The 19,345-nt window shown below is 46.8% G+C and carries 20 protein-coding genes and 1 tRNA gene; 10 read left to right on the top strand and 11 right to left on the bottom strand.

Translation table 11 applies throughout. The features are described from left to right. Positions 1–55: 55 nt before the first annotated feature. Positions 56–601 (bottom strand): hypothetical protein, encoded by a 546-nt coding sequence (locus BC343_RS11305; RefSeq protein WP_078347893.1) that lies wholly within the window; start codon positions 599–601, stop codon positions 56–58. 203 nt (positions 602–804) lie between these two features. Here BC343_RS11305 and BC343_RS11300 point away from each other — a divergent pair, with 203 nt between their 5' ends. Beyond that, positions 805–1,212: an EVE domain-containing protein gene (locus tag BC343_RS11300; RefSeq protein ID WP_078347892.1), complete on the top strand. Its 408-nt coding sequence runs from the start codon at positions 805–807 to the stop codon at positions 1,210–1,212. A gap of 282 nt (positions 1,213–1,494) precedes the next feature. Then, on the top strand, positions 1,495–2,574 hold the full coding sequence (locus BC343_RS11295; protein ID WP_078347954.1) for a family 10 glycosylhydrolase: 1,080 nt from the start codon (positions 1,495–1,497) through the stop codon (positions 2,572–2,574). A gap of 55 nt (positions 2,575–2,629) precedes the next feature. On the opposite strand, the gene BC343_RS11290 is transcribed toward BC343_RS11295, so the two are convergent. Then, positions 2,630–3,664: a quinone-dependent dihydroorotate dehydrogenase gene (locus tag BC343_RS11290; protein ID WP_078347891.1), complete on the bottom strand. Its 1,035-nt coding sequence runs from the start codon at positions 3,662–3,664 to the stop codon at positions 2,630–2,632. Positions 3,665–3,755: 91 nt separating this feature from the next. Here BC343_RS11290 and BC343_RS11285 point away from each other — a divergent pair, with 91 nt between their 5' ends. The 6 genes from BC343_RS11285 to BC343_RS11265 all read left to right on the top strand — a co-directional run bounded on the left by BC343_RS11285 (position 3,756) and on the right by BC343_RS11265 (position 9,530). Continuing rightward, a complete protein-coding gene (locus BC343_RS11285; RefSeq protein ID WP_078347890.1) occupies positions 3,756–4,523 on the top strand; it encodes an SGNH/GDSL hydrolase family protein in 768 nt (255 codons plus the stop codon). A 129-nt stretch (positions 4,524–4,652) separates the two neighbouring features. Next, entirely contained in the window at positions 4,653–6,572 is a 1,920-nt protein-coding gene (locus tag BC343_RS11280) for an ABC-F family ATP-binding cassette domain-containing protein (RefSeq protein ID WP_078347889.1), read from the top strand. Between the two features lie 419 nt (positions 6,573–6,991). Beyond that, on the top strand, positions 6,992–8,233 hold the full coding sequence (locus BC343_RS11275; protein WP_238381761.1) for a type IX secretion system plug protein: 1,242 nt from the start codon (positions 6,992–6,994) through the stop codon (positions 8,231–8,233). Positions 8,234–8,472: 239 nt separating this feature from the next. Next, positions 8,473–8,997 carry an acyl-CoA thioesterase gene (locus BC343_RS11270; protein ID WP_078347887.1) on the top strand — a complete coding sequence of 175 codons (525 nt, stop codon included), beginning with the start codon at positions 8,473–8,475 and terminating at the stop codon, positions 8,995–8,997. A gap of 6 nt (positions 8,998–9,003) precedes the next feature. Further along, positions 9,004–9,162 (top strand): hypothetical protein, encoded by a 159-nt coding sequence (locus BC343_RS31570; RefSeq protein ID WP_238381760.1) that lies wholly within the window; start codon positions 9,004–9,006, stop codon positions 9,160–9,162. Beyond that, positions 9,162–9,530, top strand: coding sequence for a macro domain-containing protein (locus BC343_RS11265; RefSeq protein WP_238381759.1), 369 nt, complete (start codon positions 9,162–9,164; stop codon positions 9,528–9,530). The genes BC343_RS31570 and BC343_RS11265 overlap by 1 nt, the downstream gene beginning before the upstream one ends. Before the next feature lie 80 nt (positions 9,531–9,610). Here BC343_RS11265 and BC343_RS11260 read toward each other — a convergent pair whose 3' ends face one another. Then, positions 9,611–9,784: a spore protein gene (locus tag BC343_RS11260; RefSeq protein WP_078347886.1), complete on the bottom strand. Its 174-nt coding sequence runs from the start codon at positions 9,782–9,784 to the stop codon at positions 9,611–9,613. Between the two features lie 31 nt (positions 9,785–9,815). Next, positions 9,816–9,886: transfer RNA gene (locus BC343_RS11255), tRNA-Cys, on the bottom strand. Between the two features lie 316 nt (positions 9,887–10,202). Between BC343_RS11255 and BC343_RS11245 the strand changes: the two genes are divergently transcribed. Then, entirely contained in the window at positions 10,203–10,694 is a 492-nt protein-coding gene (locus BC343_RS11245; protein ID WP_143822152.1) for a hypothetical protein, read from the top strand. 1 nt (position 10,695) lies between these two features. Here BC343_RS11245 and BC343_RS11240 read toward each other — a convergent pair whose 3' ends face one another. Further along, entirely contained in the window at positions 10,696–11,445 is a 750-nt protein-coding gene (locus BC343_RS11240) for a TrmH family RNA methyltransferase (protein ID WP_078347883.1), read from the bottom strand. On the opposite strand from BC343_RS11240, the gene tamL reads away from it, so the two are divergent. Continuing rightward, complete coding sequence (gene tamL / locus BC343_RS11235; RefSeq protein WP_078347882.1) at positions 11,436–13,829, top strand: translocation and assembly module lipoprotein TamL; 2,394 nt, start codon at positions 11,436–11,438, stop codon at positions 13,827–13,829. The genes BC343_RS11240 and tamL overlap by 10 nt on opposite strands. Before the next feature lie 358 nt (positions 13,830–14,187). On the opposite strand, the gene BC343_RS11230 is transcribed toward tamL, so the two are convergent. The 6 genes from BC343_RS11230 to BC343_RS11200 form a co-directional block, all read right to left on the bottom strand. Then, positions 14,188–14,727, bottom strand: a complete 540-nt coding sequence (locus BC343_RS11230) for a hypothetical protein (protein ID WP_078347881.1) — start codon at positions 14,725–14,727, stop codon at positions 14,188–14,190. Positions 14,728–14,776: 49 nt separating this feature from the next. Next, positions 14,777–15,271, bottom strand: a complete 495-nt coding sequence (locus tag BC343_RS11225; RefSeq protein WP_078347880.1) for a TspO/MBR family protein — start codon at positions 15,269–15,271, stop codon at positions 14,777–14,779. 187 nt (positions 15,272–15,458) lie between these two features. Continuing rightward, complete coding sequence (locus BC343_RS11220) at positions 15,459–16,121, bottom strand: DNA alkylation repair protein (protein WP_078347879.1); 663 nt, start codon at positions 16,119–16,121, stop codon at positions 15,459–15,461. 2 nt (positions 16,122–16,123) lie between these two features. Further along, the gene (locus BC343_RS11215) at positions 16,124–16,579 is read right to left on the bottom strand and encodes a YciI family protein (RefSeq protein ID WP_143822151.1); all 456 of its coding nucleotides are present in this window, start codon (positions 16,577–16,579) and stop codon (positions 16,124–16,126) included. 275 nt (positions 16,580–16,854) lie between these two features. Next, the gene (hppD, locus tag BC343_RS11205; RefSeq protein ID WP_078347876.1) at positions 16,855–17,979 is read right to left on the bottom strand and encodes a 4-hydroxyphenylpyruvate dioxygenase; all 1,125 of its coding nucleotides are present in this window, start codon (positions 17,977–17,979) and stop codon (positions 16,855–16,857) included. Positions 17,980–18,053: 74 nt separating this feature from the next. Further along, positions 18,054–19,211 (bottom strand): homogentisate 1,2-dioxygenase, encoded by a 1,158-nt coding sequence (locus BC343_RS11200; RefSeq protein ID WP_078347875.1) that lies wholly within the window; start codon positions 19,209–19,211, stop codon positions 18,054–18,056. Positions 19,212–19,345 lie beyond the last annotated feature (134 nt).

Genomic DNA, 19,345 nt, shown 5'->3' with positions numbered 1-19,345 from the left:
TTTAAGAAAATATCGAACCGACTGCGCTGACCAGTCGGTTCGATATTTTGATTTGTTACAAGCCAAAACCATAAGCAATACGTGCGCCTATTACGCCATTGCGGTAGCCATTGCCGGAGAAGTTTTCGTAGCGGAGGCTAAAGTCCCAGTTTTTTGATGCATAGCCCACCGATGGAGAAAATAGGTATTTGCTATCGCCTCCGCCATTATCTACCTGGAAGCCTATACCTCCTTCTGCACCAAGGTAAATGTGCTGTGTTACAAACGCCTTAAAGCCTACTTTAACCGGTACGACATTCAATTCCCATTGGGTTTTATAGGTTTGTGTGCCGCTGTTTAGGTAGATGTCCTTCGGGAAAAAGTGATAAATGCCCGATGTGAACGTTAAGGCGAAACGGTTTGATATGCCGTATTGTAAACGCGGAGTAAGGCCTAAACCAAAATTGGCAGTTTTAGTAAAGTTGCCGACAGGGGCTAAGCCATCTAAGCCTATACCAAACCGTAATTTACCTTTTTCAATTGATTGGGCGTTTGATCGGGTACCCACGAATAACGCTAATGCCGTTAATGATGCTGCAAGGAGTTTTGTTTTTTTGTTCATTTTAAGTTCGAGTTATTTTTGATTAGCATGAACGGTAAAAACATGGAAAATTGTCCCCTTTAACTTTATTTAACATTAAAGCCAGCCAGCGTTTTTAGGCGTACCCGTCCTAATGCATAGCTCGCAATGCTTCCGGGTAAATAAAAACTTGTTATTTTTGGCGACTATTTGTTATTACTCAAGTAGCTTATACATCATCACTCATGAATCATTGGCTCGTAAAATCGGAACCGTTTAAATATAGCTGGGAAAAGTTTAACCAGGAGGGACGCACCTTTTGGGATGGCGTGCGCAATTACCAGGCGCGTAATAACCTGCGTGCCATGGCCACCGGCGACCTGGTGATGTGGTACCACAGTAATGAGGGTAAAGAAATTGTAGGCATAGCACGCGTAGTAAAAGAAGCCTACCAAGACCCAACAACGAATGATGCCAACTGGGTAGTGGTTGACCTTGAACCCGTTGAAAGCCTGAAACGCCCCGTAACTTTAGAAGAAATAAAAGCCGACGAACCCCTTAAGGATATTGGCCTGGTACGCCAGGGCCGCCTATCGGTAATGAGCCTCAAACGCGAAGAATTTGACAGGATACTGGAACTGGCAGAGAAATAGCCTTTCGGGGCTTTGCAGGGGCGAAACGCAAAGTATTGCGTCTCTACAAAAAAACAAATCGGTGAAATCAAACCTTCATCGGTGAAATCCCAACAAAAATCTTTGCGTCCCATTGCGTAATCTTTGTGGCCTTTGCGGTTAAATAACCACCACACCCCGCTTTTTAATTTTTTTTCAAAAGCCTCCACTTGTTTTGAAAATAATTAAAACATGCAGTATATTTAGATGCCTGATGCTGTTCACCTAAAACGGCAGGTTTGGTTAAATCTCAAAAATATCAACATGAATAAACGGGAGTTTTTAAAAGCCGGCTTGTTCGCCGCTGCCGCAACACAAATACCAGTAGCCGTCAACGCCGAAGTTGCCAAAAAGAAAAAGAAAGGCCCTAAAAACTGGGTGTGGACCAACCCCAACATGAAAGATACCGACGAAGAGTTGGTTAACCGCTTCACCGCTTACAAGGCTTCGGGTATTACGGGTATCTTCTTCGAGGCAGATAGCGAGCGCCATTTTCGCGCGGCAAAGGCGCAGGGATTAGAGGCTCACCGATGGATATGGACCTTTAACCGCGCCGAACTTTTAACCGAGCACCCCGAATGGTATAGTGTGAGCCGCAAAGGCCAATCGTGCGTGGATAACCCTCCTTACGTGAAATATTACCGCTGGTTGTGCCCATCGCGCCCCGAAGTGCAGGAATACCTGGAGAAAACCGTAACCGATATTTTGGCCTCCGACTATGTTGATGGCATCCACCTGGATTATGTGCGCTATTGCGATGTTATACTTCCCGTAAACCTTTGGGACTTTTACAAACTCGACGAAACCCGCGAATTACCCGAATATGATTTTTGTTATTGCGATACCTGTAAGGCTAAATTTAAAGAGGCTTACGGCATTGATGTAGATAAACTGCAATACCCGGATGCATGCCTGTCGTGGCGTTTGTTTAGGTATAACAACATTACCCGCGTGGTGAACAGCGTTGCCGCTATTGCGCATAAAAAGAAGAAACAGATAACCGCAGCCGTTTTCCCGACACCTGAGGTTGCCCGCCGCAATGTAAGGCAGGATTGGACCAATTGGAATCTGGATGCCGTTTGCCCCATGATATATCACGGTTTTTATAAAGAAGGCGTAAGCTGGATAGGCGATGCCGTTGCCGAAGGCGTACATTTTTTGGCAGGAAAATTCCCGCTTTATGCAGGGCTATACCTGTCGGATTTTAAGAATGATGCCGAGATACGCACCGGTATTCAAAACGCCCTGAGCCGTGGCGCAGCGGGCATATCGTTCTTCGGTAATGTATCGCCAACGGTGTTGGATATATTGCACGGGGAGATGCAGAGCAATAAGAGGGCGTAGAAGATCTTGTTTAGATTTGACAACTTTCAAAAAGTTGTCAAATCTTTATCGTTTATTACGAGAGTAACCTCTTACATATCCTCCTGATCAATCCCGGGCCTTCGTAAATAAAGCCGGTATACAGTTGTACTAATACAGCGCCGGCATTTAATTTCTCTACGGCATCCTCTGCCGAATGTATACCACCCACGCCGATAATTGGGAATGAGCCACCTGATGCTTTGTGAAGATAGCTGATAACTTCCGTTGAACGTTTGGTTAGCGGGCGGCCACTTAATCCGCCGGTCTCTTCTTTAAATTTGGATGTTAGCCCCTCGCGGCTGATGGTGGTGTTGGTGGCTATAATACCTGCAATGCCGGTTTGTTTTACAATGTCGGCTATATCGTCCAATTGTTCGTTGGTAAGATCCGGCGCTATTTTAAGAAGGATGGGGCGGCTGATGCCGTTTTTGCTATTGCGTTGCTGTAGCGTGTTCAGGATGTTCATCAACGGCTCTTTTTCCTGCAGGGCACGCAGGCCGGGTGTGTTGGGCGAGCTTACGTTCACCACAAAATAATCAACCACATCAAAAAGCCTGTCGAAGCATTTGATGTAATCGCTCACGGCATCCTCGTTGGCGGTTACCTTGTTTTTGCCAATGTTGCCGCCGATGATCAGCGCGGTTTGGCCCGCCTTCAAACTTTTGCGGTACGCGGCAATGCGTTCGGCCGCAACGTCTACACCTAAATTGTTAAAGCCCATACGGTTGATGAGGGCTTCATCTACCGGCAGGCGAAACATGCGGGGCTTGTCGTTACCGGGCTGGGGCAGGGGGGTAACGGTACCAACTTCTATAAAACCAAAGCCCAGGTTACCCATTTCGGCTATCATTTCGGCGTTTTTGTCAAAACCAGCGGCGAGCCCCACCGGGTTCTTAAATTTCAGCCCGAATACTTCGCGTTCCAGCCTTTTATCATCGCTCACCCAAACGGCCTTGCTGATGGCGGTACCGCCGGGCATTTTATTAAAGCGTTTTAAATTACGGGTAACAAAATAGTGAACGTTCTCCGGGTCGAACTTGAACAGCAGGGGTTTAAGCAGTTGATACATGCCGCGAAGTTACCGTTTTAACTTTTAAGGCCGAACATCAAACAGAATATTGTACTTTAGTTGGCACCCAAGCTATCGGGTAAATACATCTATGAAGAATATTTTCACCAACTCGCGCCGCAGTTTCCTTAAAAGCGCAGCCATCGGCACCGTTGCCAGCCTTACCATCCCGCAAATAGTTGAAGCCGCTACAGGTAATGCATCGGGCAAAAAGGTGCAGCTGAATGATAATGATGTGATACTGTTCCAGGGCGATTCGATAACCGACTGGGGCCGCAACCATAAAGCTACCGAACCCAACACAACCGATATGTTAGGCACGGGTTACACTACCTATGCGGCAAGCGAACTGCTGTTAAAACATCCGCAGAAGAATTTTAAGATATACAACCGAGGCATCAGCGGCAATAAAGTTTATCAACTGGCCGAACGCTGGGAAGCCGATTGCCTGGCCATAAAACCAAACGTACTGAGCATTCACATTGGCGTGAATGATTTTTGGCACAGCCTGACCAGCGGCTACAAAGGTACTATAGATACCTACATTACCGATTATACCGCCCTGCTGGAACGTACCCGACAGGCACTGCCCGGCGTAAAATTCATCATAGGCGAGCCTTTCGCTTTAAAAGGTACCCGCTTTGTTGACGATAAATGGTACCCTACTTTCACATTGTTCCAAAAAGCGGCTAAAGATTTGGCGGAGAAATTTGATGCCCCACTGATACCGCTGCAGAAAGTATTTGATAAAGCCCTCGAAACCGGTTCTGCCAATTACTGGACGCTCGATGGCGTACACCCCAGCGTAGCCGGTTCGCGGCTGATGGGCGAGGCGTGGTTGAGTTGTGTTAAGAGCTAAAAGCTAAAAGCAGAAAGGTAAAAGTCTAAAGCTTAAAGTCTAAAGTAAGGCATCAAGTCAGCTTTTGGGCTTTCGGCTTTTGGCTTCAGACTTTCCGCTTTCCCCTCAAAAGCGTATCTTTGCGGCCAAATGATCGCTATAAATAATCTTACGTTCGAGATAGGTGCGCGTGCACTGTATGATGAGGCTAACTGGCATATAAAACCCGGTGAAAAAATTGGCCTGATAGGTGCTAACGGTACTGGCAAAACTACCTTGCTAAAGATTATTGTAGGTGATTACTCACCTACCTCGGGCACGGTATCAATGGCTAAGGACCTTACCATGGGTTACCTTAACCAGGATCTGCTCTCTTACTCATCTGATAAAAATATCGTACACGTGGCTATGGAAGCGTTTGAGCGCCAAAACCAACTGCACGATGAAATAGAGACCCTGCTGAAAAAGCTGGAAACCGATTACAGCGAAGACCTTTTAAACAAACTGAGCGACAAGCAGCACGAGTTTGAACTGCTGGACGGCTATAACATTGAATACAAAGCGCGCGAAATTTTAGCGGGTTTGGGTTTTAATGATGCCGAGTGCCAGCGCAAGCTTAGCACTTTTAGCGGGGGCTGGCGTATGCGTGTAATGCTCGCCAAAATACTTTTACAAGCTCCGGATATCCTGCTGCTGGATGAGCCTACCAACCACCTTGACTTACCTTCGATACAATGGCTGGAAGATTATCTGAAGGCTTTTAATGGTGCTATCATTATTGTATCGCACGATAGGTGGTTTTTAGATAAGGTAATCAACCGCACTGTAGAAAGCCGCAAGGGGAAACTAACCGTTTACGCAGGTAACTACAGCTTCTATTTAGAAGAGAAAGAATTGCGTGCCGAGATACAACGCGGTGAGTTTAAAAATCAGCAATCGAAAATAAAGCAGGAGGAGCGCCTTATCGAGCGTTTCCGCGCCAAGGCATCTAAGGCAAAAATGGCACAGTCGCGCATTAAGATGCTCGATAAAATGGAGCGTATAGATGACGTGGATGATGATAACCCGGAAGTAAACTTCAGCTTCAAGTTCAGCAAGCAGAGTGGCAGGCATGTAGTTACCATGGAGCACATCACCAAAAAGTATCCTACCATAGATATTCTGGACGATGCCGAGGCCATCATCGAAAAAGGCGATAAAATTGCTTTGATAGGTGCAAATGGTAAAGGTAAATCAACCCTGTTACGCATTGTTGCCGGTGCCGATACCGAATTTAAGGGAACATCGCAAACCGGGCATAACGTTACACAAACCTTCTTCGCGCAGCACCAGCTGGAGTCGTTGCACCTCGAAAATCAAATATTGCAGGAGTTGCAGGCTTTTGCGCCGAAGCATACCGATACCGAACTGCGGTCGATACTGGGTTCGTTCCTGTTCACAGGCGATGATGTGTTCAAGAAGATAAAGGTATTATCGGGTGGCGAGAAATCGCGCGTGGCGCTGGCTAAAGCGCTTACTGCCGATGCCAACTTTTTGGTACTGGATGAGCCTACCAACCACTTGGACATGGCATCGGTGAACATCCTGATACAGGCTTTGCAGCAGTACGAAGGTACAGTGATAGTAGTATCGCACGACAGGTACTTCCTGGATAATGTGGCCAACAAGATTTGGTTCATTGAGGACCAAAAGATAAAACAGTACCCCGGCACCTACGCCGAGTACGACGAGTGGAACGCCAAACGCAAACTGGAGCCAAAAGCCGCAGCGCCAGCGCCTCAGCCTAAAAAGGAAGAGAAAAAAGAAGCTGCCCCTGCTAAACAGCAAGGCGACAACAAGCATCAGCAACTGAAAAAGCTGAACCAGGACCTTGCTAAACTGGAAGAGAGCATTGCTGCTATTGAGAAGGATGTAAAAGATCTGGAGACCCAGCTGGCCGACAATACCATATTTAACCAGGCCGATAAAATGAAGCAGGTAAACAATAACTATCAGCTGAAGAAAATGGAACTTGGTGCTCAACAACAACGCTGGGAAGCACTTGCCGAACAGATAATGGAATTGGAGTAAGCCCCCCGGCCCCCTAAAGGGGGAGCTTTTGAAAAGCGTGCTGCCGCCTCATAACGAGGCGGCTTTTTTATTTTGCCCCACTTTGTCATTGCGAAGCCCTTGCGGTGGACTGTGAGGTGGCGGGCTGTGGCAATCTCGTGGTTGGATAGTACATCGAAATAAATTCCTGCCATGCGCGTTTTTCTGCTATTATTGTGATAATGAAAAAAGCGCTTTACCTGTATTTCCTTCATATACTCTCAAGAATATCAAATAGTTTTGCGTGGTTCCCCTCTCGAGAGGGGGCGCGATGGCAGGTGCGGCTGCAGGGGTGTGTTAGCCACTATGCAACTAACGCAAAGTATAGGGCGATAAACACACCCCTCCACCCCTCTCAAGAGGGGGATCGCATAGGCCCCAGCTTTTTAAAATTCCCGACTTTGCTGATCTTGCTTCTGCAGAGTGTTCTGTGCTTCGCCCAATCCCCCTATGGCAACGATGTTTTCCGCCACGAAATAAAAAGTGTGGAGTTTTATAAGGTAGATAAACAGGCCGCTGCGTTCCCGGTGATCAGCCTCAATAGCGACGATAAGGTAACTCTGGGTTTCGACGACCTGAGCGGCGGCAGCCGTAATTTTTATTACACCCTTGAGCATTGCGATGCCAATTGGAACTCCTCGCGCCTGTCGCCTGCCGAGTACCTGCAAACCTTTATGGACGACAGGCTTTTCAATTACACCTATTCATCGGGCACGTATCAAAAGTATACCCATTACGAGCTTACGCTGCCCAACCAAAATATCGCGCTCAAAATAGCGGGCAACTATGTATTGAAAATTTATGAAGATGGCGACCAAAAGAAAATGATACTTACCCGCCGCCTGTATGTGCTCAATAGCCGCGTGGCAGCCGGCGGTACCATTGTGCCGCCAAATAATGTAACCACCCGCCGCACCAATCAAAAGCTGAATTTTACGGTAGATTACGCCGGCATCAACGTGCAAAACCCTAACCGCGATATCCGTGTATTGGTGATGCAGAACACCCGCCCCGAAACCGGGAAGATGAACACCTTACCCACCTATATCCGCGGTACGCAACTGGTTTATAACGATGTTAACATTAACGAATTTGCCGGCGGGAATGAGTTCAGGCACTTTGATACACGTACGCTAAAATTGAACTCAGAGCGTGTTGGTCGCATCTATCGCGATACCGCAAATACCGTAATGCTGCTGGGCGACCCAAGCCGCAACCTGCCCAATTATACATTACTGTATGATAACGATGGTAAGTACTACGTAATAAACCAGGACGGCCGCGATTCGCGCACGGATGCCGATTACGCGCATGTTTATTTCAACGTGGGTACCAATAAACCCGAGACGGAAGGCACACCTTACATCATAGGCCAGTTTAACGATTTTAAGATAAACGAAGCCAGCCGCATGCAGTTCGATAGTCGCGGCCGCTTTTATACCGATCTGCTGCTGAAACAAGGCGTGTACGACTATATGTACGTATGGGTGAACAACGCCACCAAACAACCCGACTACTTCGCGCTGGAAGGCAATTACTTCGAAACCGAGAACGAGTACCAGCTACTGGTATACGCCCGCCCCGCCGGTGCCCGTTGGGAAGAACTGGTAGGCTATAGTTTATTGCGTACGGTGAGGCCATAGTACTGTTGGTTAATTAACGACGGTGGTTAATTAACCGCAAAGTCCGCAGAGGACTTGCGAGATGGTTAGCGCAAAGAACCGCAGAGGGTTAAACTTATGTGTATATATCCATTCATGCCTACCTCAAACCAACTTTAGAATCTTTGCGCTCTTTGCGTTTTTTCTCTGCGTTCTTTGCGGTAAAATAGCCACAACGTCCCTACCGCCAACTGCCAACTGAAAAACTTATCTTTGCCCCTATGAAAATTAAAGCGCCCAAAGAATCGTACACCATTATGAATGAGTTGGTTTTACCCAACGATACAAATACCCTGAACAACTTAATGGGCGGGCGCCTGCTGCACTGGATGGATATTGCTGCCGCTATATCGGCCCAAAAGCACTGCAACAGCGTAGTGGTTACGGCATCGGTAGATAATGTGTCTTTTCACCAGCCAATTAAATTGGGTGATGTGATCACTATTGAGGCCCGCGTAACACGTGCCTTTACTACATCGGTAGAGGTACGTATGGATGTGTATGCCGAGAACGTACCGTTGGGTATCCGCAATAAAAGTAACGAGGCCTTCTACACGTTTGTAGCGCTTGATAAGGATGGTAACAAGGTTAACGTGCCCCAATTGCAGCCGGAAACCGAGGATGAGATAGCACTTTTTGATGGTGCCCTTCGCCGCCGCCAGTTAAGGCTTATCTTGGGTGGTAAAATGAAGCCCGATGATGCTACCGAACTGAAAGCTTTGTTTTTTGCTGCGCAGAAAAAGTAATCCCGTATGAATATTCGCATAAAACTCCAGCAAGGCGATATCACCAAACTACAGGTGGATGCTATTGTAAATGCTGCCAACAGCCGCCTGATGGGTGGTGGCGTGTTGATGGCGCTATACACCGCGCAGGCGGCCCGCAGATACTGGAAGAATGCAAGGCGATAGTGAATCGTCAGGGTGGATGCAGAACCGGCAATGCGGTTATCACTTCGGGCGGTAACTTGCCGGCCAAGTATGTTATTCATACCGTTGGTCCAATTTACAATGGCGGGAAGAATGTGGCTAAGGAAGAAGAGCAGTTGGCCAATTGTTATAGCAATAGCCTGAAGCTGGCATTAGCTAACAATATTAAAACCGTCGCTTTTCCTAACATCAGCACGGGCGTGTACCGTTTTCCCAAACAACGGGCTGCCGAAATTGCTGTAGAAACGGTAAGTGATTTTCTGGAAGGGCGTGCTGAAATAGAAGAGGTGGTTTTTATTTGTTTCGATGATGAGAACGTGGATATCTACAAGGGGTTGCTGAACTCATAAACTCTTTTATCAAATATCCCTCAACAAAAAAGGTGTACCGAACTTCGATACACCTTTAAGGCTTTTTGCGAAAGCAGGAATTATTTGCCTGCAGCGATAGCTAAAACTGCATTGTTTTTTGCTATCTGGCTGTCTTTTTTCTCAGCAGAGCGGCTGCCCAACTCAATGTTGGTAGCCAGTTTCAAAAACTGAACTTCTAAGCGAGAGAAAGTTTTATTCCTTCTGTCTTTTCTTTTTAAACGAGTAACGCCCATGATCTTTTTATTTAATAATTTTTTAACCCTGAGGTCGGAAGCGGATTCGAACCGCTGTACGAGGTTTTGCAGACCTCTGCCTAGCCACTCGGCCATCCGACCTTTTTTAGGACTGCAAAAATAGTAATTATTATTTGCCAATCAATTTTTATTGATGCTTTTTTATAGAGTGTTGATAAGTTTGAGTGTAGGGCGCTTGTAATGGGGTGATTAAAGTGGCTCATCACTTTAGTTTCTGCTAAAAACATTACATTTATGCTATAGTATCTAAACTTCATCATCAATGCAACCCTTATACCGACAACTTATTTTTGGGGCAATAACGCTGATCTGCATTATTTCTACGTGCAATAAATGCCAAAAGCAAAAAAACAGGCAGCGTGAGCAAGAGCGGTGGAACCCTAATACCGAGCAGCAGATGTATGATATTTTCTACGAGCAGTCGGCTGCGCTTGGTGCTGATGCAGCAGCCAGGGACCGATACGCTGCGTGCTGCCTTAGTAATATGAAGGTACTGTTCCCAAATGGTTTAAGGGATTTTAACGGCGATATGCCCGATAGTGTAAAAATAGCTGTAATGAAAATGGGCGCAGCTTGTGCAAAGGATTTTCGAAACAGTGTTAACAAGTGGGAGCCCGAGATAGTGAATCAACTGAAGCTTACCTTTTACAGCTACCCGGAAGTGAAGCTGCTGAAGGATACAGTAAAAGCGGAGTATGTAGATTGCCTGGCACTTAAAGTAATAGCACAGTTCCCCAATGGGGTAGCTAAAGGGGATGAAAAGGCATTTAGGGATTGCGTTGTAAGCGCGCGAAAAGAATGTATGAAATTGTTGGCCAATAAATATGAAAAATTGAGAAAAACAAAAGTGCCACCGCTGCCGGCCACTGCAGACACCGTTGCCCGCTAAGTTATTTAAGGCTTCGGCCAGCCACTTCCGAGCAAAATATGGCAGTAGCTATCGCTACGTTCAACGATTCGGCGCCGCCAATGCGCGGAATGGTTACGCGGTGGCTTACCAGCGGTTCAATTTCGGGGCGGATGCCGTTGCCTTCGTTGCCCATTACCACTAAGCCTTCGTTGCCGAAATTTGTTCTGTAGATGCTCTCGCCATTTAGCAGCGCACCAAAAACGGGTAGGTTGGTGCTTTGTAAAAATGCCTTTAAATCGGTGTAGTGTATGCTCATTCGGGCTAACGACCCCATGGTGGCCTGTACTACTTTGGGGTTGTAGGCATCAACGGTGTCTTCGCTGCAAATTATGGTAGTAATGCCGAACCAATCGGCCGTGCGTATGATGGTGCCCATATTACCGGGATCCTGAACGCCATCTAAAACCAGTGTAAACTTATTTTGCAGTTGCTTGTTACTAAGGCCTGTATCCTCGGGTAAATAAACCGTGGCAAGGGCATCCGCCGGGTTCTTTAGCGCACTTACTTTTTGCAATTCGTTCAACGATATCTCCTGAAAGTTTATTTTTCGGGATAAATTGAGCAATTTTGGGGCATTACCCGGCGTATGGTAAATGGTATGAATGCGGTAGGGAGAATTTGCAAATTCGGTGATAGACTTATGGCCTTCCACCAAAAACAGTCCATTCTCCCGGCGAAACTTTTTATGTTGTAAAGACGTTAGTAAACTGATCTGAGATTTTGAAAGCATATTTAACACCCGGCCATTACCGTATTGCAATATTAAGTATTTTGGTGGGTATTATTTCGGGCTGTAGTGTTACCCGCGGAATTAAGCCCAATCAGGCTATTGTACGCAAGCTTACCATAAAGGGCGTTGATGGCGAATTTGCCGAAGCTGCCGTTAATTATGTTGACAAAGAGCAGCAACCTAACAATTGGCTCAACCTGCAATTTTATTATACCTTCAGTAAAAAAGGCAAACGCAACATAGGCGAGGCGCCGCGCATTTTGGATAGTAGCCTGGTAGAGTTTTCGCGCCTGCAGCTGGAGAAATACCTGCACAATAAAGGCTATCTCAAAGCAAAAGTTGCCGACTCTATTGTTGTAAAAAAACAAAAGGCGGAGTTGGTTTTTACCGCTACCGAGGGGCCAATGTTCCATATCCGTAATTATAAAGACAGTATTGCCGACCCAAAGGTGAAGGACCTTTACCGCCGCACCAAGGCCGCGTATTCGCACGTAAACCCCGGCAGCAGGTTTGATACCGATAGTTTGGCTTACGACCGCGACCAGTTTTTCCAGGTGATGAAGCGCAACGGTTACTTTGATTTTTACCGCCAGTATATCAACTACGAGCCCGACTCGAGCTACAACCAAAGCATTGTTGATTTGGTGATGACTATTGATAACCCTGCCGATAAGCCTGCTCACCAGGTGTACAGCATCAATAACACGCTGATAACCGTATCGCAAAGTAATGGCCGCAAAACCGGAAACCCCGATACCATTCAGGTTGATTCACAATTTCGGTATGTTGATTACTCGGGTAAATTTAAACCACGCACTATAACCGACTATATTTTTCAGAAGAAGGGGCGCACTTACGATATTGATATGCAAACGCTAACCACAACGCGTTTGTCGGAACTAAATGTTTTCCGCACGGTGCCCAGCCCCGTTTATACCAAACTGCCCGATAGTACCAACCGGCTGGATACTCGGCTGGATATTGTGCCCCTGAAACGTATGAGCGATAGGGTGGAGGCCGAGTTTCTATTTAATGGCGGGCGTTATGGTTATAACCTGGGCAACACCTTTACCAACCGCAATATGTTTAAACAGGCAGCTGCGCTGCAGGTGAAACTTAACTGGAGTATTTTGTTTGACAGCGGGCGCAACGCCGGCGATAACAAGGGTATCCAAAACCAGGAGTTTAAAGCGGGGGTGAGCCTGATATACCCGCGCATTGTATCGCCGTTTGATTTTCCTAACCTGGCTAAATTCGGAGTTCCGCATACTACTTTTTCTACCAACTTCTCGTTGTTTTACCAAAAAGGGTTGGTGCAGCGCCGCAGTTGGGTTAATGCTGTTACCTACGACTTTTTTGACACCCGCACCAAGCAGCACTCTTTTACGCCTATCAGCGTAGAGTTTGCCAGCGGTAGTATTGATGCTGTGGCAAAAGCCGAGTTGTTGAGGCAAAACCGTTACTCTTATGTGTACCTTATTGGCCGCACAACCTTTACCTCGGGTACGCAGTATACTTTCCAGTACAATGGTATCAAACTGAACACCTACGAAGATTTCTTCTACTTCCGCGGAAGCCTTGATATGGGTGGCGGTACACTTAATTTGCTTAGTAAGGCTTTTAACACCCCGCGCGATACCCTTGGCCAGCGCACTATTTTTGGCAACGCCTTTTCGCAATACATTAAAACCGATTTTGATTATCGCCTGTACAAAAGCTTCGGCGGCGAAAAGCAGTTTGTGTTCCGCTTTAACCCGGGTATTGGTATACCATACGGCAATAGCAACCAGCTGATATTTGAGAAGAACTTTTATACCGGTGGCGCTAACGACATCAGGGCATGGCTACCGCGTACGCTTGGTCCGGGCCAATTTAACCGTGCCAGCTATGGCGTAGGCGGCGTGGCGGATACTACCCGCGCCCGGCTCAAATACCTCGACCAGTTTGGCGAGATAAAAATGCTGGCAAACATTGAGTACCGGTACAAACTGGTAGATAACTTCTTTGGCTCCAAGCTAAAAGGTGCCCTGTTTATGGATATGGGCAACGTATGGCGCCTCAACAAAACTGCTGATAACCCCAATGGCGAGTTCCGGTTCAGCAATCTTTGGAATTCTACAGCTATTGGTATAGGCACCGGCCTGCGGTTCGATTTGAGCTTCTTTATCTTCCGCCTCGATGCTGCCTTTAAATTTAAAGACCCTCAATTCAGTGGTTCCGACCAATGGGTGCTCATCAAACACTCGGATGAGCTGTTTAAATCGGGCGACTTCAAGAAAGCATATCTTAAAGCCAATAGCACCGGCGTAGATGCCAAAGGCAATTATGTAGGCGACAGCTACAACTTTATGCAGCTGAACTTTGGTATAGGGCTACCCTTCTAACACGATTAACTGATTAGCGCGGTTGTTTTACAGGATTAAGGGATTGATGGATTGAGGCAGGATTTTTTTGCTGGGATTTCACAGATTGGAACCTTGATTCGCTTGATTTAAGGATTATCTGATTCGATGGTTTGTAACCTGCCATATTGGATCATGATTGACGCTTTGCATCGGAGAATCCTGAAATCAAGCGCATCATGGTTCAGAAAATTGCGATAGGGATAGAAGCGGATACCGGCCCAGAGCGTAATGCCTGCAGGCGTATGAGCGCATAGCCCGGGCTGAAAGCATCGCCATCATTACAGGGTTCGCTTTTAACCTTTTTAACTTCTCGAACTTTTTCAACTTTTTCTTAACCTCACCCCGCAAATATCCCCTTCAATCCATCAAACACGCTTTGGAAGAACGTTGGTATACTTAGCCCGTTGTGGTAATTGAAGTATAGGAATATGCAGAAGATTACCAATGCGATGATGATGAATCGCTTAAACATGTAGCCGATAAGTATCAGCGCGGCAGGAATAGCTATTAATAGCATCCAACTTATTTTTACCGGGGTGAGTTTGCTATCGTGCCTGTATACGTAATAAAGCATTGAAGTTGTGCTCTCGTCGTTTTGGTGGCGGGCGTAAATGAAGCTCGATTTTTCCAGTTTATGGCGATAGAAGGCGGTGCCTTTCTCGAACTTTAACGATTCTACAAAGCCGTTTATAGTGAAGCTGAAGGTGCCGTTCACATCTTCCTGTATGTTTTTGCCGGTATCTACAGCTACTATGGCTATCTCGTCTTTAGCAAAGGGGTTTTCTTTTACCACAAAGTGCTTAATGGAAATGGCATCTGCAAAGGCAAAACCCGATGCAACAAGGAGCAGGCAGCAGGTAAGTAATAATTTTTTCATCTGTATAGTGTGCGGCCTAAAGCCTGCAATAAAAATAGTATTTTTTTGCTCACTTGTTCATCATATAAATAAACGCGTTAAGCGCCGTAGCGTAGCTCACCCATAATAAATAAGGCAGCAGCAACCAGGCTGCCGCTTTGCTAAACCTGCCAAACCATGCCATATTAAGGATGATGAGCACCAGTAGTAATACAATATTTACCAGCCCGCCCGATATTTGATGCATACCGAAGAACACGATAGACCAGGCGAAATTAAGCAGCAGCTGTGCGGCATAGGTAATAACTGTTATACGGTACTGTGGCGAGCCATCGCGGCGTTTCCAAACCAAATAAGCTGCAGTGGCTATCAGGATGTAAAGTGTTGTCCAAGCCACCGGGAAGGCCCAGTTGGGTGGCGTAAAGCCGGGTTTGTTGAGGGTTACATACCAGCTCTTAATTTGGGGGCGGGTAAATAGCGATGCCACTACGCCGATGGCAAGTGTTATGGCTAAGCTGATAACAAAAGGTATGGGCTGAAATTTGGTGGTTTTCGGGGTGGTCATGATTGTTGATACAACAATGGCTGTTGCAAAAAGTTCAGGGTTGATGAGGGATGCTTGCTATGACAATTTATTTTTCTTGTCATCCTGAGCGATAGCGAAGGATCTGTTAGCCACAATGCAATAACCGCTATGCAAATTCGCGATTAGATGCTTCGTGCCTCAGCATGACAAGATGTTTTTAGCCGCCTCAATTATCACGCTTCAGCAACTCCCTTAACGCATCATTAGCTATCCATTTAGCGGCTTTACTATCCTGCTGCAAAATGCGATGGGCGGTTGCGATGGCTTCGGCTCTTAAAAAGGCGTTGCGTTTGCCTATTTGGCGCAAGGCCCAGTTAACGGCTTTTTTTACAAAGTTGCGCCCATCCCAGGCTTCGCGCTCCATGATGGGGAAGAATTGCATTAACTCTTCATTAGTCGCTTTTTTATGGTGGATGGCATATTCTGCCATCAGCACAAAGCCTGTGCGTTTTACGTATTCTTCTTCTCGGGCGCTAAATTCAAAAGCCTTGGCCACGGCAAAGGGAGTACGGTCGAAAAGGTTGCCGCAAACTTGGTCGCACAGGTCCCATGAATAGAATTGTGCTGTCCACTCGTCAATTTGTTGTGCGGTAACTTGTGCCGGGTCATCCACCATAGATGCCATAATGCGTGCCTCGTGTATACCGGTGGCCCAAAGCTGCAACGCCAATTGGTGGTTCTTTTTATAAGCTTTGGCAATTTTGCGCACCTCGGGTATTCTTACGCCAAGGGCATATTGGTCATCGATACCAAAGCGCTGCATGCCTGCCAGGTACTTAGCGTTAGCGCGCGCCTTTAGTAGGTTGATGATGTGCTGTACTTCATCCATGCTTAGTCGGCAACGCTTTTCTTTTCGAGGGTTTTGTGGATAGCGTTTACCTGTACCAGCGCGGCGCTGCAATAAAAAGGATGGAGTTCCATCACCAAGGTTCCGGCTTTAATAGCAGGGTCGGTAGCGGTGAGTTTCTGTGCTTCTTCAACGCTTTCTACCGCAAATATGAAAATGCCACGTATGGGCTGCTCGTCCATAAATGGACCGGCTACTACCAGCTTACCCTCGTCGGCCAGTTTCATAATATTGCGCAGGTGTGCCATTTGCAATTCTTGGCGTTGCTTGGCGTCGGTAATTTTGGTAGGCCCTTCTTTCAGGAAAGCCATTACATATTTCTTCATACCATACTCGTCGGCGCCAACTTTTTGGGCAAGGGCAGCATCGTAAGCCGGTTTATTTTGAGCAAAGCAAGCCATGCCAATGAGTAGCAGGGGTAGGAGGAGTATTCTTTTCATAATAATGGGGTTTAAGGAAATGTTGTATAAAGATAGCGATGTTAATTTTTACCGCAAAGGGCGCAAAGTTTTCGCAAAGAGGCGCAAAGCCTGGTTTGTGGCCGTTTTAATTATGCAAAGTTGTGGTATTAATAGATATCGGGATGTTCGCCTACATCAGTTATATAAAAAGAGCGCGAAATAAAAACTTCGCGCTCTTTGCGTTTTTTCTTTGCGCACTTTGCGGTTAAATTGTCTCTGATGAGTCGTTTAGAAATGTTTGGACTCAGATCTAACTACAAATTCCCCCTCAATTCCTGTTCCCGCTCTATCGCTTCGAATAGCGCCTTAAAATTCCCCGCACCGAATGATTTGGCGCCCTTGCGCTGGATGATCTCGAAGAACAGGGTGGGGCGGTCCTCCACCGGTTTGGTGAATATTTGCAGCAGGTAGCCTTCGTCGTCGCGGTCTACCAATATACCGAGCTTTTTCAGGGGCTCAAGGTCTTCGTCTATGTGGCCAACGCGGGCGGTGAGGTCGTCGTAATAAGTGGTGGGTACTGTTAAAAACTCTACGCCACGGCTTTGCAGGTCGCTTACGGTTTTTACGATATCATGTGTGGCCAGGGCCATGTGCTGCACGCCTTCGCCCTCGTAAAACTCCAGGTACTCTTCTATCTGGCTTTTCTTTTTACCCTCGGCAGGCTCGTTTATCGGGAACTTTACGTAGCCATTCCCGTTGCTCATTACCTTGCTCATCAGGGCCGAGTATTCGGTAGATATCATCTTATCATCGAACGTTAAGATGTTGCGGAAACCCATAATGTCTTCATAAAAATTCACCCAATGGTTCATTTTATGCCACCCTACGTTGCCCACGCAATGGTCTACATATAGCAATCCGGTTTCGGTAGGCTGATAATGGGTTTGCATACTTTGATAACCGGGCAGAAACGCACCGTGGTAGTTTTTGCGCTCTATAAAAAGGTGCGCGGTTTCGCCATAGAGCTTTATACCGCTGGTGCGCACTTCGCCGTGTTCGTCGGTAATTACCTGTGGCTGCTGGTATGGTTCCGCACCGCGGGCAACGGTTTGCTCAAAGGCATCAAAAGCATCATCCACCCATAGGGCTAGCACCTTTACGCCGTCGCCGTGTTTTTTAATGTGATCGGCAATGGGATGGTCTGAGTGTAGTGGCGTAGTGAGCACCAATCGTATTTTGCCCTGCTGCAATACATACGAGGCGCGGTCGCGCACGCCCGTTTCGGGGCCGGCGTAGGCCAGGTCCTGGAAACCAAAGGCGGTTTTATAATAATGTGCCGCCTGCTTGGCGTTGCCCACATAAAATTCAACATAATCGGTGCCGTTCAAAGGCAGGAAATCTGTTGCGGTTGTTTTTTTATCTAATGTTAGTGTGCTCATGGTTTAATTTGTGAATGAGTGATTTAGCGAATGAGGGAGTGAAAAGTTTTGCCTTTTTACTTTTGCCTTTTTACTTATACCACCCAACTCTTGTAATAATTTTCGTCTTCTATTTTTAGGGCATCTTCCGTTAGCATCAGCGGGCGGAAGGGGTCTATCATTACGGCCAGTTCGTCGGTAAATTCTTTCCCTATCGATTTTTCTACCGAGCCTGGTGCCGGGCCGTGCGGTATGCCGCCCGGGTGCAGGGTTATTTGCCCCTTTACTACGCTTTTGCGGCTCATAAAGTCGCCATCTACATAGTACAACACCTCGTCGCTGTCTACATTGCTATGGTTGTAGGGCGCAGGGATAGCAAGCGGATGGTAATCGAACTTGCGGGGCACGAACGAGCAGATAACAAAGTTGTTCCCCTCGAAGGTTTGGTGCACCGGTGGAGGTTGGTGTACGCGACCGGTTATTGGTTCAAAATCGTGTATCGAGAAAGCCCATGGGTAATGGTAGCCGTCCCAACCCACAAAATCGAATGGGTGAGTGCCGTAGATGTATGGGTAAATAAGGCCCTGCTTTTTAATAAGTATCTTAAAATCGCCTTTCTCGTCAAACGTTTGCAGGTTGGCCGGTTTGCGTATATCGCGCTCGCAATAGGGCGAATGTTCCATCAATTGACCGTATTGGTTACGATAGCGTTTGGGCGTGCGTATGGGGCTGAAGCTTTCTACAATAAACAAGCGATTGTCGGGTGTATCGAACTCCATTTGATAGATTGTACCGCGCGGTATTACCAAATAATCGCCATAGGCAAACTTCAATTGACCGAAGCCTGTTTTAAGCGTACCGCTACCTTCGTGAATGAAGACCACCTCGTCGGCCTGGCTGTTTTTGTAGAAGTAGTCCGTCATGCTTTGGCGCGGAGCAGCCAGGGATATATGCAGGTCGGCATTTACCAGTACGGGTTTACGGCTTTGCAGGTAATCATCTGCCGGGGCAATGTTAAAGCCAATGAGGCTGGTATGCTTCAAGTGTTTTTCGCGCGCTATTTTGGGCTCAACCGAATAGGGTTCGCCCAGCGCCTTCACAATAGTAGGCGGGTAAGCATGGTACACCAGCGAATACAGGCTGGAGAAACCCTCGGTAGATACCAGCTCTTCGGCATATAAACTGCCATCGGGCTTACGGAATTGGGTATGCCGCTTATGCGGGATATCCCCCAAAGTATGGTAAACAGGCATGGTAAATTGGTTTGTTTAGAAACGTTTGAGAAGTTGGAAAGGTTTGTGGGGGAGTTGGAAAGGTTGAGAGAAGTTAAAAAAGGTTAGAAACGTTTATAAAAGTTAACCACTACAGGTTCACTTTTATAACAATT

This window comes from Mucilaginibacter pedocola, from assembly GCF_002013915.1.
Classification (GTDB): domain Bacteria; phylum Bacteroidota; class Bacteroidia; order Sphingobacteriales; family Sphingobacteriaceae; genus Mucilaginibacter; species Mucilaginibacter pedocola.
Note: the sequence above shows the minus strand (reverse complement) of the source record. Positions and strands in the feature narration are given on the sequence as shown.

What these genes read in the sequence shown, in the direction of transcription:
- BC343_RS11300 (WP_078347892.1), top strand. Translation starts at nt 805, where the DNA reads ATGAATCATTGGCTCGTAAAATCGGAACCGTTTAAATATAGCTGGGAA.
- BC343_RS11200 (WP_078347875.1), bottom strand. Translation starts at nt 19,211, where the DNA reads ATGCCTGTTTACCATACTTTGGGGGATATCCCGCATAAGCGGCATACC.
- BC343_RS11290 (WP_078347891.1), bottom strand. Translation starts at nt 3,664, where the DNA reads ATGTATCAACTGCTTAAACCCCTGCTGTTCAAGTTCGACCCGGAGAAC.
- BC343_RS11270 (WP_078347887.1), top strand. Translation starts at nt 8,473, where the DNA reads ATGAAAATTAAAGCGCCCAAAGAATCGTACACCATTATGAATGAGTTG.
- BC343_RS11225 (WP_078347880.1), bottom strand. Translation starts at nt 15,271, where the DNA reads ATGACCACCCCGAAAACCACCAAATTTCAGCCCATACCTTTTGTTATC.
- BC343_RS11245 (WP_143822152.1), top strand. Translation starts at nt 10,203, where the DNA reads ATGTATGATATTTTCTACGAGCAGTCGGCTGCGCTTGGTGCTGATGCA.
- BC343_RS11285 (WP_078347890.1), top strand. Translation starts at nt 3,756, where the DNA reads ATGAAGAATATTTTCACCAACTCGCGCCGCAGTTTCCTTAAAAGCGCA.
- BC343_RS11230 (WP_078347881.1), bottom strand. Translation starts at nt 14,727, where the DNA reads ATGAAAAAATTATTACTTACCTGCTGCCTGCTCCTTGTTGCATCGGGT.
- BC343_RS11215 (WP_143822151.1), bottom strand. Translation starts at nt 16,579, where the DNA reads ATGAAAAGAATACTCCTCCTACCCCTGCTACTCATTGGCATGGCTTGC.
- BC343_RS11280 (WP_078347889.1), top strand. Translation starts at nt 4,653, where the DNA reads ATGATCGCTATAAATAATCTTACGTTCGAGATAGGTGCGCGTGCACTG.
- hppD (WP_078347876.1), bottom strand. Translation starts at nt 17,979, where the DNA reads ATGAGCACACTAACATTAGATAAAAAAACAACCGCAACAGATTTCCTG.
- BC343_RS31570 (WP_238381760.1), top strand. Translation starts at nt 9,004, where the DNA reads ATGAATATTCGCATAAAACTCCAGCAAGGCGATATCACCAAACTACAG.
- BC343_RS11220 (WP_078347879.1), bottom strand. Translation starts at nt 16,121, where the DNA reads ATGGATGAAGTACAGCACATCATCAACCTACTAAAGGCGCGCGCTAAC.
- BC343_RS11260 (WP_078347886.1), bottom strand. Translation starts at nt 9,784, where the DNA reads ATGGGCGTTACTCGTTTAAAAAGAAAAGACAGAAGGAATAAAACTTTC.
- BC343_RS11295 (WP_078347954.1), top strand. Translation starts at nt 1,495, where the DNA reads ATGAATAAACGGGAGTTTTTAAAAGCCGGCTTGTTCGCCGCTGCCGCA.
- BC343_RS11240 (WP_078347883.1), bottom strand. Translation starts at nt 11,445, where the DNA reads ATGCTTTCAAAATCTCAGATCAGTTTACTAACGTCTTTACAACATAAA.
- BC343_RS11305 (WP_078347893.1), bottom strand. Translation starts at nt 601, where the DNA reads ATGAACAAAAAAACAAAACTCCTTGCAGCATCATTAACGGCATTAGCG.